The sequence below is a fragment of the Cupriavidus basilensis genome (genome assembly GCF_008801925.2).
Classification (GTDB): domain Bacteria; phylum Pseudomonadota; class Gammaproteobacteria; order Burkholderiales; family Burkholderiaceae; genus Cupriavidus; species Cupriavidus basilensis.
Genome location: NZ_CP062803.1, coordinates 4,266,568 through 4,281,936 on the forward strand (window position 1 = coordinate 4,266,568; position 15,369 = coordinate 4,281,936).

The 15,369-nt window shown below is 59.9% G+C and carries 15 protein-coding genes; 6 read left to right on the plus strand and 9 right to left on the minus strand.

Annotated features, from left to right (window positions below):
* Positions 1 to 250: 250 nt before the first annotated feature.
* Positions 251 to 922 (plus strand): TetR family transcriptional regulator, encoded by a 672-nt coding sequence (locus tag F7R26_RS19680; RefSeq protein WP_150992869.1) that lies wholly within the window; start codon positions 251 to 253, stop codon positions 920 to 922.
* 11 nt (positions 923 to 933) lie between these two features.
* Here F7R26_RS19680 and arfB read toward each other — a convergent pair whose 3' ends face one another.
* From arfB to F7R26_RS19710, 6 genes are all read right to left on the minus strand, one after another.
* Positions 934 to 1,338, minus strand: coding sequence for an alternative ribosome rescue aminoacyl-tRNA hydrolase ArfB (arfB, locus tag F7R26_RS19685; protein ID WP_150992873.1), 405 nt, complete (start codon positions 1,336 to 1,338; stop codon positions 934 to 936).
* Between the two features lie 65 nt (positions 1,339 to 1,403).
* Positions 1,404 to 1,829, minus strand: coding sequence for a lytic transglycosylase domain-containing protein (locus tag F7R26_RS19690; RefSeq protein ID WP_241754550.1), 426 nt, complete (start codon positions 1,827 to 1,829; stop codon positions 1,404 to 1,406).
* A 55-nt stretch (positions 1,830 to 1,884) separates the two neighbouring features.
* On the minus strand, positions 1,885 to 2,292 hold the full coding sequence (locus tag F7R26_RS19695) for a hypothetical protein (protein ID WP_193692098.1): 408 nt from the start codon (positions 2,290 to 2,292) through the stop codon (positions 1,885 to 1,887).
* Between the two features lie 46 nt (positions 2,293 to 2,338).
* The gene (locus F7R26_RS19700) at positions 2,339 to 2,704 is read right to left on the minus strand and encodes a hypothetical protein (protein WP_150992871.1); all 366 of its coding nucleotides are present in this window, start codon (positions 2,702 to 2,704) and stop codon (positions 2,339 to 2,341) included.
* A gap of 429 nt (positions 2,705 to 3,133) precedes the next feature.
* Complete coding sequence (locus F7R26_RS19705) at positions 3,134 to 4,042, minus strand: DMT family transporter (protein ID WP_150992865.1); 909 nt, start codon at positions 4,040 to 4,042, stop codon at positions 3,134 to 3,136.
* Between the two features lie 71 nt (positions 4,043 to 4,113).
* Positions 4,114 to 4,929, minus strand: a complete 816-nt coding sequence (locus F7R26_RS19710; protein WP_150992863.1) for an AraC family transcriptional regulator — start codon at positions 4,927 to 4,929, stop codon at positions 4,114 to 4,116.
* A 79-nt stretch (positions 4,930 to 5,008) separates the two neighbouring features.
* Between F7R26_RS19710 and F7R26_RS19715 the strand changes: the two genes are divergently transcribed.
* Positions 5,009 to 5,467 (plus strand): GNAT family N-acetyltransferase, encoded by a 459-nt coding sequence (locus F7R26_RS19715; protein ID WP_150992861.1) that lies wholly within the window; start codon positions 5,009 to 5,011, stop codon positions 5,465 to 5,467.
* Between the two features lie 406 nt (positions 5,468 to 5,873).
* Here the strand turns inward: F7R26_RS19715 and F7R26_RS19720 are convergent, their stop codons facing one another.
* From F7R26_RS19720 to F7R26_RS19730, 3 genes are all read right to left on the minus strand, one after another.
* Positions 5,874 to 6,638, minus strand: a complete 765-nt coding sequence (locus F7R26_RS19720) for a DUF6602 domain-containing protein (protein WP_150992859.1) — start codon at positions 6,636 to 6,638, stop codon at positions 5,874 to 5,876.
* A gap of 33 nt (positions 6,639 to 6,671) precedes the next feature.
* A complete protein-coding gene (locus F7R26_RS19725; RefSeq protein WP_150992857.1) occupies positions 6,672 to 7,556 on the minus strand; it encodes a hypothetical protein in 885 nt (294 codons plus the stop codon).
* 411 nt (positions 7,557 to 7,967) lie between these two features.
* A complete protein-coding gene (locus F7R26_RS19730; RefSeq protein WP_150992855.1) occupies positions 7,968 to 8,246 on the minus strand; it encodes a helix-turn-helix domain-containing protein in 279 nt (92 codons plus the stop codon).
* 96 nt (positions 8,247 to 8,342) lie between these two features.
* On the opposite strand from F7R26_RS19730, the gene F7R26_RS19735 reads away from it, so the two are divergent.
* The 4 genes from F7R26_RS19735 to F7R26_RS19750 all read left to right on the plus strand — a co-directional run bounded on the left by F7R26_RS19735 (position 8,343) and on the right by F7R26_RS19750 (position 15,273).
* Positions 8,343 to 9,350, plus strand: coding sequence for an AAA family ATPase (locus F7R26_RS19735; RefSeq protein ID WP_150992853.1), 1,008 nt, complete (start codon positions 8,343 to 8,345; stop codon positions 9,348 to 9,350).
* A gap of 220 nt (positions 9,351 to 9,570) precedes the next feature.
* Positions 9,571 to 11,964 carry a S8 family peptidase gene (locus tag F7R26_RS19740; protein ID WP_241754372.1) on the plus strand — a complete coding sequence of 798 codons (2,394 nt, stop codon included), beginning with the start codon at positions 9,571 to 9,573 and terminating at the stop codon, positions 11,962 to 11,964.
* 124 nt (positions 11,965 to 12,088) lie between these two features.
* Complete coding sequence (locus F7R26_RS19745) at positions 12,089 to 13,204, plus strand: hypothetical protein (RefSeq protein WP_150992849.1); 1,116 nt, start codon at positions 12,089 to 12,091, stop codon at positions 13,202 to 13,204.
* Positions 13,205 to 13,434: 230 nt separating this feature from the next.
* Positions 13,435 to 15,273, plus strand: coding sequence for a type I restriction-modification system subunit M (locus tag F7R26_RS19750; RefSeq protein WP_150992847.1), 1,839 nt, complete (start codon positions 13,435 to 13,437; stop codon positions 15,271 to 15,273).
* Positions 15,274 to 15,369 lie beyond the last annotated feature (96 nt).

The window sequence follows — 15,369 nt, forward strand, 5'->3', positions numbered from 1 at the left end:
CGGGTGTCACGCCGGGGTTGGGCCAAGGGGCTCAGGCGCCGCCTTGTGTCTCTTGTCCGTCTTTCTGTTTTCTGCCGGGTGCATGGCGTACATGACGTACATGGCTATCCCTGCAAGTTGACGTAGACAACCGTCTACTTTTGCAGCAAAGTAGACGAATGTAGACCGAGTGTCAATTCCAAACCGGATTCGCTCAATCCGGCGTATTCAAGCCGGTGTATCCCGGCCTTAACTTTTTTTGCCTGACACCATGGAAGACATTGCCGGCGGCAAACGCAAACTGATCGACGCGGCGCTGCGCCTGGCCGCAGCCAGGCGCAGCTTCGCCGGCCTCGGCCTGCGCGAGCTGGCGCGCGAAGCGGGGCTGAACCCCAATACCTTCTATCGCCACTTCCGCGACATGGAAGACCTGGCGCTGACCGCCGTGGCCGAGGTCGGCAACGAATTGCGGCCCATGCTGCGCGCGGTGCGCTGGGCGGTGGCGCAGGACAACCCCGGCGAGGTCGCCACCCGCGCCTGCGACGCCTTCTTCGCCTACGCCGATGCCCACCCCGACGCCTTCTTTGTCGGCGTGTGCGGCAGTACCGGCCCGCAGCCGGCTCTGCGCGAGGCCGTGCGCCAGGTGCTGGCGGATATCGCCGGCGAGATGGCGGAAGACATCGAGAGGCTGGCGCTCTGCCCGGGCCTGTCGCGCCCCATCGTCGACGACCTCTGCGGCTACGTGGTGTCCTACCTGTTCCACCTGTCGTCGGACTATCTCGAAGATAACGCCAAGGGACGCCGCTCGCGCATCCAGCAATCCAAGCAGCTGATCAGCTGGCTGCTGCGCGGCGCCGCCGAACAGCAGCGGGCGCAGGATCAGCCGGCGCCCGTACCCGCGCCTGCGCGCAAACGCAAGCCGGCGGAGCGCCGGCCGCACTGAGCGCGCCGCCCTTAGTCCACCACCTTGCCGCGCTGCGCCTTGACCTGGCTGCGCTGGCTCTTGCCTTCGAGGCGCCGCATCTTGGAGCCAAAGGTAGGCCGCGTGGGGCGGCGCGTGCGCGGCGGCGTGGCCACGCTGCGCACCAGGTCGTGCAGGCGCTGCACGGCCTCCTCCCGATTCATCTCCAGGCTGCGGTGTTGCTGCGCCTTGATCACCACCACGCCATCGCGCGTGATGCGGTGGTCATGCAACTGCAGCAGCCGCGCCTTGTGCCCTTCCTCCAGCGACGAGGCGCGGACATCGAAACGCAGGTGGACCGCGTTGGACACCTTGTTGATGTTTTGCCCACCCGCGCCTTGCGCGCGGATCGCGGTGATCTCGTATTCGGTGTGGAGGATGGTGATGTCGGGCTGCATGGCACGCATGATAGCAAGGGCCGATGCGGCCCGCTCCCATGCGCTACCCGTGTGCTGCCCATGCGCTAGCGGGCAGACGGCAGCTCGCCCCAGGCCACCAGGATCCGCTGGATGCTGCGCGCGTACGCGTCGCGCTGCCCCGGCGATTCGGAGTGGTAGGCGCCGATGGCGCGCCAGGTGTTGCCATGCCTCACCATCTTTTGCTTTAGCAGCCAGGCGGCGACAAAGACGTTGACGCACGAGTCGGTCAGCGCGCGGCTCGGCACCCCGTGGCGGGCCAGGTCATTGAAATGCACCGAGTTGATCTGCAACTGCCCGACGTCGATCGACCCGTTCGCATTGCGGTTCACCGCGGCGGGATCGCCCTTCGACTCGAACCACGCGATGGCACGCAGCACCGAGGGGTTGACGCCTTGGTAGGTGCCCGCCTGCTCGAAGCAATCCTGCGCGCGGGCCGCGCCATGGAACAGCAATAGCGAAGCCACCAGCAAGCTGCCGGCGAGCGTGCCGGCATGCCCGCGCAGGCCGGCTGCCTTCGGATGGGCGTTAGCGGACACGATTGATGCCCTCGCTTGCCAGACGTTGGCGATGATCTTCAGCCAGCCCGGGCGGAGCCGACTGCTGCAGGGCCAGGTCGAGCTGACGTCCGATCGTGTCCAGGTACACACGCGAGGTGTCCGAAACCACCAGCCGCACTACCGGCGCCAGGCTCTTGCGTTCCGGCGCGGGCAGCGCTTTGGTCCTGGCCCTTGCGGTGTGGCCCACGCGCGGCGCGCTGAGCTCGTCACCGCCGCTCGCGGGCGGCAACATGGCCAGGGTTGGCAGCGGTGGATAAACCTTGTCCGCCGCCGGTGCGGCGGCTGGCAAGGCAGGACGGACATCGGCGCCAGGCTCGGTGGCAAGGACCGGCATGGCCAGCGCCAGGCTGGCGGCAAACAGGATGAGGCGGTGCATCGGCTGCGGCTCCTAGTTGCGGTGTGATTGCGGTGCTATTGCGGCGTTATTGCGATTGCGCCGTCTTGACGGTGACGCTGTATGGCTGGCTCGTGCCGGCCGTCAGGTTCTCGAGGTGAACGGCAGTGGTGCGGTGTGCCGGTACACCTTTCCAGATCGCCTGGTTGAGGTAGGGCAGGTCCTGGCCGAGCGCGGTGACAACGATGGTCGCCGGCTGCTTCTGCCGGGCCGCCAGCGCGCCGGCCTTGGCAAGCACGGCCGCGAGTTGCGCATCGCGCGCACCAAGCGCGTCCGGCGGGATCACGAAGCTAGCAATCGTGCTCTGCGGCGCCGGCGCGTCCGCCGTCGCAGAGGCTGGCAGTTGGGCACAACCCGCCAGCGCGAGCAAGGCTGCCGAGGCGGCCAGCGGCATCGCCAGGCGCTTTGCCCACGCGCCCTGCAGCCGAGAGTGAGCGACGGCCCGGCGCGTCCGTTCGCGAGGCACTTTGTCTGCGATATTGCACATGGAATGACTTCCCGAGGCGTTTGATGCGGGCCATTTACGCATTGGCCCGATCGGGCGAAAAGGCGCAATTAAGGGGAGAAATTGCTTCTGTTTGCGGATTGACAGTGCCTCCCACTGGACAGCCGTTGCGCGCTCAGGTGCGGCCACGCGCCGGTCATGGCACTTTCCGGAAAGACACGTGCTCGACAAGACGCGCGGTGCTAAACCGAAATGCCCCACGCGCCATACAGCGAGCGCCCCCGGAAATCGCCCGCGGCGGTTCCACCGCTGCCCAAATCCTGCCAAGGCGCGCGCAGCTGTATCAACGGCACAACGCGCGCATCACCATGATTGCGCTCAAGGCCCCCGCACCGCGCCCTGGCTTGCCGGCCGCACCAGTAGCAGGCTTGCCACAGCCAGGAGCACGCAACCGACCCCAGTCACCTGAGCCACGCTGACCCGCTCGCCCAGCAACACCACCGCCAGGACGACCGCCGACACTGGCGCAAGCGCCGTAAACAGCGCCGCCTCGCTGCCGCTCGTGCGCGCCGAGCCCGCGTACCACAGCAGGAATCCGCCGACCGTCGGCACGATTGCGTAGTAGATCACCGCAGCCGCCGCCTGCGTGGAAAACACCAAAGTCCACGGCGCCTCGAACACAGCGAACAGCGCGGATGCGACCAGCCCGATGCCGCACATGAGCGCCGATAGCGCGAGTGGCGCAATCGCCTGGTCCAGCCGCCGGTTGAGCAGGATGAACAGCCCCTCGCACACGACGGCTCCCAGGACGAGCGCGTTGCCGAGCAAGGAATGCCCGCTGCCGGCGCCGGAAGGGAAGGCAACCATGACAATCCCTGCCGTGGCCAGCCCGATCGCGAGCATGAGGAAACGATGGGGCCGCTCGCCAAGCAGCAGGATCGCGATCACCGCCGATACCACGGGCAGCGTACCAATGATGACGCCCGCATCCGCGGCGGAGGTCAGCCGCAGACCGGAGATCAGCAGCGTCGTATAACCCACGCTGCCCGCCGCCGCCTGCACCACCAGCGTGATCCGGTCACGCCCGCGCGGCCTGGGCCAAGATGCACCGGTCAGTCGCATTGCGCCCAGCAAGCAAGGCAAGGCAATCGCGAACCGCAGCGCGGTGGCCGTGAACGGCGGCAGGCCGGACGCAATGACTTTGCTGGCAATCACGGTGCTGCCAACCAGCACCATCGCAAGGGTCAGATAGAAATACCCCAGATAGCTTCCCCGCTTGCCCGGCATGCGCAGCCCCCGCCATGGAAAAGCAGCAGGCTAGCCGGGCCGGCACATCGGGTCTTGAACGAAATTGCAGCTCAGCCCACCACGGCCGCATAGGCGCGCGGCGACACGCCGTACTGGCGCACGAACATCCGCGTCATGTGGCTCTGGTCGGCAAAGCCGCTGGCGGCTGCCGCATCGGCCAGGGCCTTGCCCTGCGCAATCAGCGCGCGAGCCAGATGGATGCGTCGCTGCAAGAGGTACGCGTGCGGCGTCAGCCCGGTTGCCTTGGAAAACGCACGCAGCAACTGGAACCGGCTCAGCCCGGCAACCTCGGCTAGTTCGGCCAGCGAGACGGGTGCGGCCGGATCATCGTCGATCAGGCTGCGCGCCCGATCGATCGCCCCCGCCTGTGCCCCCGCCTGCGCGCCTGCGCTGCGCACAAGGCCGGGCTCCGCCACCCGCGCCAGCAGGGCGAGCAGCATCGCTTCGCGCTGCAGATCCGAGCCAGCGCCGGCCGTAGCGAGCAGATAGAGCTGCTGGAAGCAGGCCGCCACCGCCGCATCGCTGACGACCGGGTTGGGGAATTCGCACTGCCTCGTCCTGCCTTCGCTCAGGTCCAGGCTCGCCAGCGCGATGCATGCGGGATCGAAGTAAAGCATCCGCCACGAACGCCCGGCGTCGCCGATGGGCATGCCATCGTGCACCTCGCCCGGGTTGACCATGATCATGTCGCCCGGGCCCGCTTCGACCATGCCGCGCCCGCTGTGCGACCTGTGCGCACCCTGCCAGATCACGCCGATGCCAAATTGCTCGTGGGTATGCCGCGCAAAGGTGTGGCGCGTGCTCGCCTCGACGGCCTCCACGCCAGGCATCGCGCAGCGAAGGATCCTGAACTGTCCTGAGCGCATTCCGTGCTTCCCATTCCGTTCTCTCTTTTGCGCGACGATATACTCACCCTTCAGCTTTGCGCTACCCCCCGGTTCTGACATGGAACACATCCACTTCCGGTCTGCAGTCTTGGCCGATCTTCCCGCCATCGTGGCATTGCTGGCGGACGATGCGCTTGGCAGCCGGCGAGAGATTGTCAGCACGCCCGTGGACGAAAAGTACGTTACCGCCTTCCACGCCATCGCCGCGGACCCGAATCAGCGTCTCGTGGTCGCCGTGGATGGCGACACGGTCATCGGCACGCTGCAATTGTCGTTCATACCCGGCATCGCCCGCGCAGGTGCATGGCGCGGGCAAATCGAAGCGGTTCGCATCGCGGCGCCGTTTCGCAGCGCAGGGTTCGGCCGGGAAATGTTCGACTGGGCGATCTCGGAATGCCGGTCCCGCGGATGCGCCATCGTGCAACTCACCACCGACAAGGGCCGTGCGGATGCGCACCGGTTCTACGAAAGGCTTGGCTTTGTTGCCAGCCACGAAGGCTACAAGCTGATCCTCTAGGCCGGCCAAAAACGGGAGGCAGGAAAACGGGGATGTTGGGGGTGATGTGGCAAGAACTGCCAAGGAAAATCTTGGTGCGCCATACAGGACGTGGCTGGGCACTGGGAGGAAATTGTGCTTTGGCCGGCGCCGAACAAGAAAGGGCGTTCGTAGTGGAATACGCGGGTGGCCTAAAACTACTAGACGCAGGTCGCATGCACAGGCGCATGTATATGTAACGATTACATATCATGCGCCTACAACGCAGATGCTGTCGATTTTTACGTTGTAATCATGGATGCATCGTCACTTTAGGCTGCAATCAGTCATGGTCCCGAGGCTCGCGCGGCCTGTCCGAGTCCTGGCTCTAAAGTGACTTGATAACGGCCACCACTAGTGCGCGCAGCGTCCGCCACCCTGGCGATGTCTATGCTGCGATATCAGCTGGGCGCTCCGTAAAACGGCGCGCATGCACCCTTCGGCCCTCCTTACCTTCTCGCGGAAACCAGATGTTGTTTCCCCGCACTAAATTCTCGCCAGCGAGGAAAGACATGAGGTTGTGTACAAAATATCCAGGCGCCATCTGCTCGACCTCATAATGGTGCCAATGCCGGTAGTGGGCTTGCCCAGATTCAGGATGTGTCGGCCAGTATTTTATGAACGTTGATGGACCAATCGAGACGTGATTGACAATACGACTCTCTTGCCCCTGTGCTGCTGCGTCTATGTGTTCTAGCAACGTGCCGGGAGTCCCATTACCTTCGAATGCGAAAATACCTGAGAAGAGTCGCTTCTCTGTCTCGTACCGGCGAACCAAACCACAATTATCGGCAAGTTTGACAGTTGCCTGTCGAAATCCCGTTGAGTTCAAACTCGATTTCACTTCGATTATTCCCACACATGCCGCCGGCGGAACGAAAACGAGGTCGCCGCCCTTGTAGAGTACGGGAAGCGTATTGTCATAAATCAGCACATCAATTTGCGTAGATGGCCCGCTGTCCGTGACCACAAATCCTGACGCCACCGAATAATTTGATGGCAAGGTTCGCGAAATTAGCGCACGCAAAACGGACTCCTTCCAGGCGCCATCCGTTGCCCAGTGGCGGTCTTCTATAAGGTGTCTTACTCTATTTTTAAGAGCATTGCACTCTTCTGTAATCGACTGCAAATAGGACGTAATGTCGATAGGCATGCGACCCTCCAATTCCCACGCTATTTATCTGGCTTAATCGATGGCTCGCGTTACAGGTTTTGCAACGATAAAAACATCCTTCTCCGGTTTATAGATTGGCGTCGTTTCTCGAAGGATGGCGAGCGGCATTGCGAACAGCGTTGCAAAGACCGAAGTTGACTCCGGAGGAATCGTGAGCGTCATGAAGTGTTTGGTTGTGATGCTCACACGACCGTTAGAATCTACCGCTCGCACAAGAGCGAAGAGCATTAAAGGCAGATTCGAGCGTTGGTCAATTGCCAACCCGCTCCGACCGCCAAGGTAAATCGTAAGCGAGCAAGGGGTTGCCGCGCGGGGTGGCAGAGGCAGGGGGGACCATTGGGTCTCGCCAATAATAAAGCCGGCCTCATGTTCACCGTGCGATGCCAAAAACGATAGCGATGTAATAGTCACCGGATTTGAGCGTGCGTTATTGAATACTCCGCTAATCAACAGATTATCCGATTCGCGCTCAAACTTGAAATCGTGGAAAGTCAGAGATACGTCGTGCGTGCTCGCGGGAGCGGAGCGTATGTTGCGATTGTCCGAATTCAACAGTTTATCCTTGAGACTGTCAAAGATGGCCTTCCGGCAAGCGTTTCTGCTTTGCTGAGCGGCAAGAAGGTCTTTCTGTAGTAGGCCGGCGTAGTCCTCGCTCCGATACGTTGCAGCTCCACCGAAGCCCGCATCGGCCGCAGCCTTGATTGCGCCAGCGAGCTTCGCTTTCACTTCCCCGGACATCTCCCAAGACTGTTGTGAGCCCTTAAGGGGAACCTCGTCACACATCGCGTTGGCAAATTCTCTGATTTGGTCCAACGCTTCCTTGGTCGTGTTGCTAGCAGCTGCATGCCCCGCCAAGGATAAACAAGTCAGTGCAAGCGCAAGCAGGTAACGACTCATCTGGGTAAGCGAAACTGAGTAGGCCATGATGTTAGTGTGACTTAAGGTCGACTCGCAGAATATCAATTCCACCGCGCGGGCGCAATGCACCACCCTGGTGGCGGCCTCAGTCCTGAATTTTGGCGTCAGATGTCCTGGTATAAAGTCCTGGGACGAGCGCTCAGCTCGATGCGGCACGGGAAGCAACAATCAACGAGGAGCCGGCCAGGGTAATTCGGCAGTTCGTTTCTCTTAGCGCGACCCAATATGCGGCGAATCGATGTACATACACGACGGCCGGAAAGAATTCCCCGGAAGGCTTGTCGGCGGGTGTGAGGAACACCCCGCCGAGCATGTCTACTCGTTCGACAGGTACAAACCGGTCGGCCTTCGAAGTGCCCAATAGGGCCCACACTCAATTGTGTGGCGCTGTTAGCCGCTCGGTTCAATAAGCTTCTCTAGCAGCGAGACAGTGCGTCTTGCATTCTCCAGCGCACCCTCAAGCCCAACCTCCGCATGATGTCGACCGTGCACCGCTTCTGCCAGTTGGCGGAGGCAGTAATTGATGAGGTGAGTTGGCGCGCCGAGCTTTCCGGACTCGTATCTGGAAAGGCAGGACTTGTTGATGCGCAGGGAGGCTGCGAATTCTGCTTGCGTGCTCTTGCCGCGCGCCCAGCGAATAAGTTCGCCCTGAGTTTCGGGAGGAAACATTCAACGTTGATGCTACAATGACATTAAGATGCTATAATAGCATCTTCGGACGAGCATGTCGCCTATACTTCGTCTCGAGACTTTTAGAGGTTCCTGATGGCCCGTTCCGACCAAGTGAAGGCACTGCTGCGCGCATACGCTGGTGACAATCACGAGCATTTCTTCGCGGTTGCCATGCAAATGGCCGCGGACGAAGCACATCGTGGACACACCAAGCTCGCTGCTGAGCTGCGCGACCTAGTCGACGCGGCGAAGGCTGGCAGGGTCTCGGCGGGCGGGGCGGCCCGCAGCAAAGTTAGTCAGCGCCCAATTCCCCTCGCGCAGCCGAAGGGCGAGCTGTCGGAACTGTTGAGCGTCCAGTATCCGCACGAGCACCTGCAACACATGGTGTTACCGGATGCGGTCCGAAACAAGCTCAACCGCGTTTTGCGCGAGCAGCGGCATCACGAGCAACTGCGCACGTACGGACTGAGTCCGCGTCGCAAACTCTTACTCGTCGGGCCTCCAGGTACAGGTAAGACGATGACCGCTGCGGTTCTCGCTGGCGAGTTGCGACTTCCGCTGTTTACGGCGCGGTTCGACAGTCTCATCACCAAGTTCATGGGCGAGAGCGCATCGAAGCTGCGCCTCGTTTTCGACGCGCTAAAGATGACGCGGGGCGTGTACTTCTTCGACGAATTTGATTCGTTGGGTCTGCAACGAGGAAGCCAGCACGACGTCGCCGAAATGCGCCGGACCTTAAATATGTTCCTGCAACTGATTGAGCAGGACACATCAGAAAGCTTGATTATCGCCGCCACGAACCACGGCAAGGACCTAGATGCAGCGTTGTTCCGTCGTTTTGATGACGTCGTGAAATATGAATCGCCGGACGAACTGCAGATTGAAGCACTATTGAGAAACAGCTTGGGAACGTTTGTCGCGCCCGACATCGACTTTCAGCGTCTTGCGCTTATCGGCATGGGCGAGTCACACGCCGACATCGTCAAAGCTTGCCTCGACGCGCTCAAAGACGCGGTCATGGAGGGGCAGGAAAAGATAAGCGAATCAAGCGTCGCGCGACACTTGGAAGAGCGCTCGCTCGGACGCAAGCTGCATCCATAGCACCTAAAATCTTGCTGTAGACTCCAAGCCTATAAAAATAAATCAAGGGCTTGAGAGAATGGCAGACGAACTTCGAAGTCACCTGTCCATCGACGGGCACGTTTCAACGCTTGCCTTCCGGTCGCCGCTATCGGTACAACGTGATGCGGTGCCGCAAAGAGACAGGGGGGCGCATGGCCGACGACTGCTCGGTCAGCTCCAGGAGCTGACTGATAGCATCGTGGCCTTTGAGGAGGCGCGGGAAGCTTTAGGCCTGCCCGAGCGCCGCGGAATGTCAATTGCCGTCGAATTTAGCCCTCGAGGGGCATTCGACTACGGTTCCGTTGAATGGAAACGTGATGGCATCGAATTGCTGACGGTCCTTGCGCACGTCAACTCAGACGTGGCAGTCTTGCATGTACCGGATGGCAAGCTCTCTGCCTTCGTCAAACGGGTCACCGAGTACATCGAACTCAACAACCCGAAAGGCACTGCGCCCAAGAATGCGTCACTTGTTAATGCAATTGACAACATTCGGCGCGCCGCATTCGCCGAGCTTTGGACTGACACAGCCGAACCACCCGACGACATACAGCCCCATTGGTTTCAGATTTGGCTGCGGCACACAAGCGGCTCCACTGCCGAGGTGGTTGACCAATTCCGCGAACAGGCGGTGAAGGTCGAAATCCAGGTTGAGCCAGGTTATGTAAGTTTTCCAGGCCGTGTGGTCGTCGCCGCACTGGGAACTAGGGCTGCTCTCGAGCATGCAGCTGAACTGCTCGACCTTGTGGCAGAAATCAGACTCATTGAGCCCAATGCGGAATTCTTCCTTAGCGAACTGACGCCTGCTGAGCAGGCTGACTGGATTCAGGATTTGCTGGACCGCACGACGTTCACCGTCGGTGACGACGTGCCCCATGTCTGCATTCTCGATACTGGCATTAACCGTGGGCACCCGTTGCTCGGTCCTGCTCTGGACGTAACGGACACCCATACGTACGACCCGGCTTGGCATAAGGACGACCATGCTGGTCATGGAAGCGAAATGGCTGGGATAGCACTATACGGTGACCTCACTGTTGCGCTGAATACACAGGAAGAACTCGAAATTCCCCACCGCCTCGAGTCCGTCAAAATTCTGCCGCCAGAGGGTCAAACACCGCCGAGGCTTTGGGGCGCCATCACTGCAGAGTCGGTTGGGCGGGTTGAGGTTGAAGCAGCCGACCGGCCACGAGTGTTTGCAATGATGACGACATCCGTCGGTCATCTCCTCGGAGCACCTTCGGAGTGGTCTGCGACAATTGACCAGCTAGCCTTTGGGCGCGCTCCCGTTGATATTACTGACCTTGATAGCGATGACGACGACGCTCCATGGGTTTCCCGCCTTTTTGTCCTATCGGCCGGCAATGTCGAATGGCAGTACTGGAATGAATATCCGGAAACGAACGCCCGAAGTCCGGTCCAGAATCCAGGCCAGTCGTGGAACGCCCTTACGGTAGGCGCTGCCACTACGCTGACCCAAATCGATACGAAGAAGTATGGGACACTTACTGCCATTGCTGCTTCAGGTCACTTGTCGCCAGCGTCAACAACGTCAGTGCTCTGGACGCGTTCAGCGTGGCCGTTTAAGCCCGATGTCGTCGCAGAGGGTGGCAACGGTTCGCTCGATGGCGGCATCCATGTCACCGTCGGTCCGGAGTCGCTTCGAGTATTGACCACCTCGAGCGACCCGACGGGCGAACCATTTGCAGCGTCGGGTGACACCAGCGCGGCGGCAGCGGAAGTGGCAAGAATTTGCGCGTACCTCCGGGCAAGGTATCCACAATACTGGCCGGAAACGATTCGGGGCCTCATCGTTCACGGGGCAGACCATACCGAGGCCATGCGCGCCACCTTACCGGATGAAACTAAACGTGCGGACAAGGAGCAACTGCTTCGCACCTTCGGTTACGGAATGGTAAACGCTGCACAGTCGGAATACTCGACTGCGCACAGACCGACGTTGGTTATACAACGGCAGTTCAACCCGTATCATCAGAAGGAGAATGGCAGCATCGTACTCGGTGAAATGCAGCTTCACGACCTGCCATGGCCGGTCGAAGAACTGCAGCGACTGGGGGCTGCACAAGTCGAACTCCGTATCACACTCTCCTACTTCGTCGAGCCGAATCCGAGTTCGCGTGGCTGGCAGAGCAAATTTCGCTACCAGTCTTATGCGCTGCGCTTCGCTGTCAAAGCGGCGACGGAAGATGACGACCAGTTCAAGCGCCGAATTAACAAGCTGGAACGCGTTCCCGAGGAAGACGCCGCGTTCAACGACCCGGACGTCGGGCAGTGGAGGTATGGTGCTCAGCTGCGTGCCCGCGGTTCGCTGCACTCGGACATTTGGACTGGAACTGCCGCGCAGCTTGGCTCAAAATCCAAGATAGCAGTGTTTCCGGTCGGCGGATGGTGGAAGGACTGGAAGGAGGCGAAGCAGTACGACTCCGAAGCGAGGTACTCCCTAATTGTATCTCTACGGGCCAGCGACGACATAGACACGGACATCTATGCACCAATCGCCGCCATCGTCGAGCAGGAGGCCGTGATTGCTGTTGATGTTGATGTCGGCTCTACAGACGCAGACCTTGCGTAGCGACGAACGCTTCAAATAGCCTGCAAAGCAATTGCGTTCAGTCGGTGCACGATTTGCCTACTACTGTGCGCGAGGCGGGATGCCATCTATTCACTCCATTCCAGGCAATTTTTCCGAGTGACCAATGCCTATTGACCTGTTTGCAGACCTCGGTCGGCCGAACTCTGAGTTGCATCCACAGTTCGTAGCCCTCAGGGACCTCCCTGGCTATGCGCCCGCTAGAGGATTGATTCGAGAACTGCAGGAGCACTTTGTTGACGCGGACGGAAACTTTGTCGAACAGTTTCAAACTTTCGCGTTTGATGCAAGAACCTTTGAGTTCTACCTAGCCGCAATGTTTAAGGCGATAGGACACGAAATTGACCGTAGCGTTGACAGGCCCGACTTTCTCATCAGCAAGAACGGAGTTACGGCGGCAGTAGAGGCTGTGACTGCCAACCCGCCCCCTGGGAAAGGCATACAGCCGTACTCCGCACTCGTGAAAGACTTATCACCTGATGAAGTAGTTCAACATTTTGAAAACACGGTACCCATCCGTCTTGGCAGCCCGCTATTTTCAAAGTTGAAGAAGCAGTACTGGTTACTCCCCCACGTGGCTGGTCGCCCATTAGTTTTGGCAATCCAGGACTTTCACACGGCGGGGTCCCTAATGTCCTCTAGTGCTCCTCTGATGCGCTACCTGTACGGACTCGGACACCAATGGTGGCACGACGCAAGTGGGAAACTCGTCATTGAAGGATACGAACTGGTTGAGCACCAGCTAGGTACAAAAAAGATACCCTCTGGATTTTTTTTCCAACCGGACGCAGAGTACATATCAGCGGTACTGTTCTGCAACAGTGGAACCATCCCTAAGTTCAACAGGATGGGGCACCAAGGGAAGTACCAAACTAAAGGTGTACGTATGCTCCGTTGTGGAACGTGTTACCGCCACGACCCTAATGCGACGATGCCAAAACCTTTCGTATACGAAGTAGGTTCCCCCGATAGAGAGCCAGAAACGTGGGCCGAAGGTACGGTCTTGCTTCGAAATCCCAATGCCTTGCACCCCTTGCCTAGCGAATGGCTCGGTGCCTCAGCCGAAGAAAACCTAGTCGACGGAACCGTTGTCACGACATTTGCAGAGCCATTCCTCCCGTATATGTCAATGACGAAGATATTCCATGGCGCGTCCAGAGGTGACTTGCGGAAAGAGGCTGAGAAGCTGGCCAAGGCTTTGCTATCCATTTTTCCCTCGTGACTGTTCGCGACGGATTCCACCAAATCGACTCGCACGTAACTGCATTCGCGTTTCTCGGTGTTCCCGCCGCATCGACATACCGGACGGGTGGGCTGCCAGACCCGGGAATACCGCCGCCCACAATGTAGAATCTGAACACCTTCTGTACCGTCGCCGGAAGCCGTGCGCAAAAGCACAACTTCCGAGCGGCGGCCATCGTAGAACGAGTAAGAGGCATAGGCCCCGAATCAATGAATCACCAAGCGCTATCTTCTTTCATCTGGTCCGTCGCCGACCTGCTGCGCGGCGACTACAAGCAATCCGAGTATGGCCGTGTCATTCTGCCTTTCACGGTGCTCCGCCGATTGGACTGCGTGCTTGAATCCACAAAAATGGCGGTCTTGGCTGAATTCGACGCCAAGACCAAGGCTGGCCTGAATCCGGCCCCCTTTCTCACCCGTAAGGCTGGGCAGTCGTTCTACAACACCTCCCCGCTGGACCTGGTCAAGCTGCTGGGGGACCAGGACCACATCCGGCAGAACCTGTACGCCTACATCCAGGCCTTCTCGCCAGCCGCGCGCGATATCTTCGAGCGCTTCGATTTCCACACCCAGGTCGAGCGGCTCGCCAAGGCCAACCTGCTCTATCTGGTCACCGAGAAGTTCGCCAATATCGACCTGCACCCCACCACGGTGGACAACGCCCAGATGGGACTGGTCTTCGAAGAGCTGATTCGCAAGTTCGCCGAAATCTCGAACGAGACCGCCGGGGAGCACTTCACCCCGCGCGAGGTCATCCGGTTGATGGTCAACCTGCTGTTCATCGAGGATGACGATGTGCTCACGACAGGCAATGCCGTGGTGCGTACCATCTACGACCCCACGGCAGGCACCGGCGGCATGTTGTCGGTGGCGGGCGAATACCTGCTGGAGCACAACCCGGCCGCCCGCCTGACCATGTTTGGCCAGGAACTCAACGACGAGTCCTACGCCATCTGCAAGGCGGACATGCTCATCAAGGGCCAGGACGTCGCCAACATCGTCGCGGGCAACACGCTGTCGGAGGATGGCCACGGCGGCAGCAAGTTCGACTACATGCTCTCCAATCCCCCATTTGGTGTCGAGTGGAAGAAGGTCGAGAAAGCGGTGCGCCAAGAGCATGAGCAGAAAGGCTTCGACGGGCGCTTTGGGCCCGGCCTGCCACGCGTGTCCGATGGCTCAATGCTGTTCCTCATGCACCTGCTTTCGAAGATGCGTCCCGCCCAGGAAGGTGGCAGCCGCTTCGGCATCGTGCTGAATGGCTCCCCGCTGTTCACCGGCGGAGCTGGCAGCGGCGAGAGCGAAATCCGCCGCTACGTGCTGGAGAACGACCTGGTTGAAGCCATTATCGGTCTGCCGACCGATATGTTCTACAACACGGGAATTTCCACCTACGTGTGGATTCTGTCGAACAAGAAGCCGGATGACCGCAAGGGCTACGTCCAGCTCATCGACGCCTCGAGCTTCTGGCAGAAGATGCGCAAGAGCCTGGGTAGCAAGCGCAAGGAAATGAGCGACGAGCATATCGACATGGTGACTCGGCTTTTTGGCGGTTTCCTTGAGGCGGAGCTCGCCACAGTACTGGACGCTGAAGGCAAGGAAGTCGGTCGTTATGTAGTGGCCGCCACAGCAAACACGCCTGATGCACCTGCTGGCGGCCAGGTCAAACTGGTGCCTATCTCTCGCATCTTCAAGAACGCAGACTTCGGCTATACCACCATCACTGTCGAACGCCCGCTGCGAGACGAGCAGGGCCAGGTGTTGCTGGGTGTCAAAGGCAAACAAAAGGGCAAGCCGCAGGCGGATAGCGCATTGCGCGATACTGAGAATGTGTCGCTCACCGATAACATCGCCGCCTACTTCAAGCGCGAGGTGCTGCCGCACGCACCGGATTCCTGGATAGACGAAGAAAAGAGCAAGGTTGGCTACGAGATTCCGTTCAATCGGCACTTCTACGTGTTTGAGCCGCCGCGCGACTTGCACACCATCGATGAAGAGCTGAAAGCCGTGTCGGCCAACATCATGAGGATGCTCGAGGAGTTGTCGGAATGAGCTTGCCGAGATATCCGAAGTACAAGGACAGCAGGTTCGAGTGGCTAGGGGAGGTGCCGGCGCATTGGGTGTGCGTCCGTCTCGCCACGCTTTTCC

What these genes read in the sequence shown, in the direction of transcription:
- F7R26_RS19680 (WP_150992869.1), top strand. Translation starts at nt 251, where the DNA reads ATGGAAGACATTGCCGGCGGCAAACGCAAACTGATCGACGCGGCGCTG.
- F7R26_RS19730 (WP_150992855.1), bottom strand. Translation starts at nt 8,246, where the DNA reads ATGTTTCCTCCCGAAACTCAGGGCGAACTTATTCGCTGGGCGCGCGGC.
- F7R26_RS19750 (WP_150992847.1), top strand. Translation starts at nt 13,435, where the DNA reads ATGAATCACCAAGCGCTATCTTCTTTCATCTGGTCCGTCGCCGACCTG.
- F7R26_RS19695 (WP_193692098.1), bottom strand. Translation starts at nt 2,292, where the DNA reads ATGCACCGCCTCATCCTGTTTGCCGCCAGCCTGGCGCTGGCCATGCCG.
- arfB (WP_150992873.1), bottom strand. Translation starts at nt 1,338, where the DNA reads ATGCAGCCCGACATCACCATCCTCCACACCGAATACGAGATCACCGCG.
- F7R26_RS19710 (WP_150992863.1), bottom strand. Translation starts at nt 4,929, where the DNA reads ATGCGCTCAGGACAGTTCAGGATCCTTCGCTGCGCGATGCCTGGCGTG.
- F7R26_RS19715 (WP_150992861.1), top strand. Translation starts at nt 5,009, where the DNA reads ATGGAACACATCCACTTCCGGTCTGCAGTCTTGGCCGATCTTCCCGCC.
- F7R26_RS19735 (WP_150992853.1), top strand. Translation starts at nt 8,343, where the DNA reads ATGGCCCGTTCCGACCAAGTGAAGGCACTGCTGCGCGCATACGCTGGT.
- F7R26_RS19705 (WP_150992865.1), bottom strand. Translation starts at nt 4,042, where the DNA reads ATGCCGGGCAAGCGGGGAAGCTATCTGGGGTATTTCTATCTGACCCTT.
- F7R26_RS19720 (WP_150992859.1), bottom strand. Translation starts at nt 6,638, where the DNA reads ATGCCTATCGACATTACGTCCTATTTGCAGTCGATTACAGAAGAGTGC.
- F7R26_RS19745 (WP_150992849.1), top strand. Translation starts at nt 12,089, where the DNA reads ATGCCTATTGACCTGTTTGCAGACCTCGGTCGGCCGAACTCTGAGTTG.
- F7R26_RS19725 (WP_150992857.1), bottom strand. Translation starts at nt 7,556, where the DNA reads ATGAGTCGTTACCTGCTTGCGCTTGCACTGACTTGTTTATCCTTGGCG.
- F7R26_RS19700 (WP_150992871.1), bottom strand. Translation starts at nt 2,704, where the DNA reads ATGCCGCTGGCCGCCTCGGCAGCCTTGCTCGCGCTGGCGGGTTGTGCC.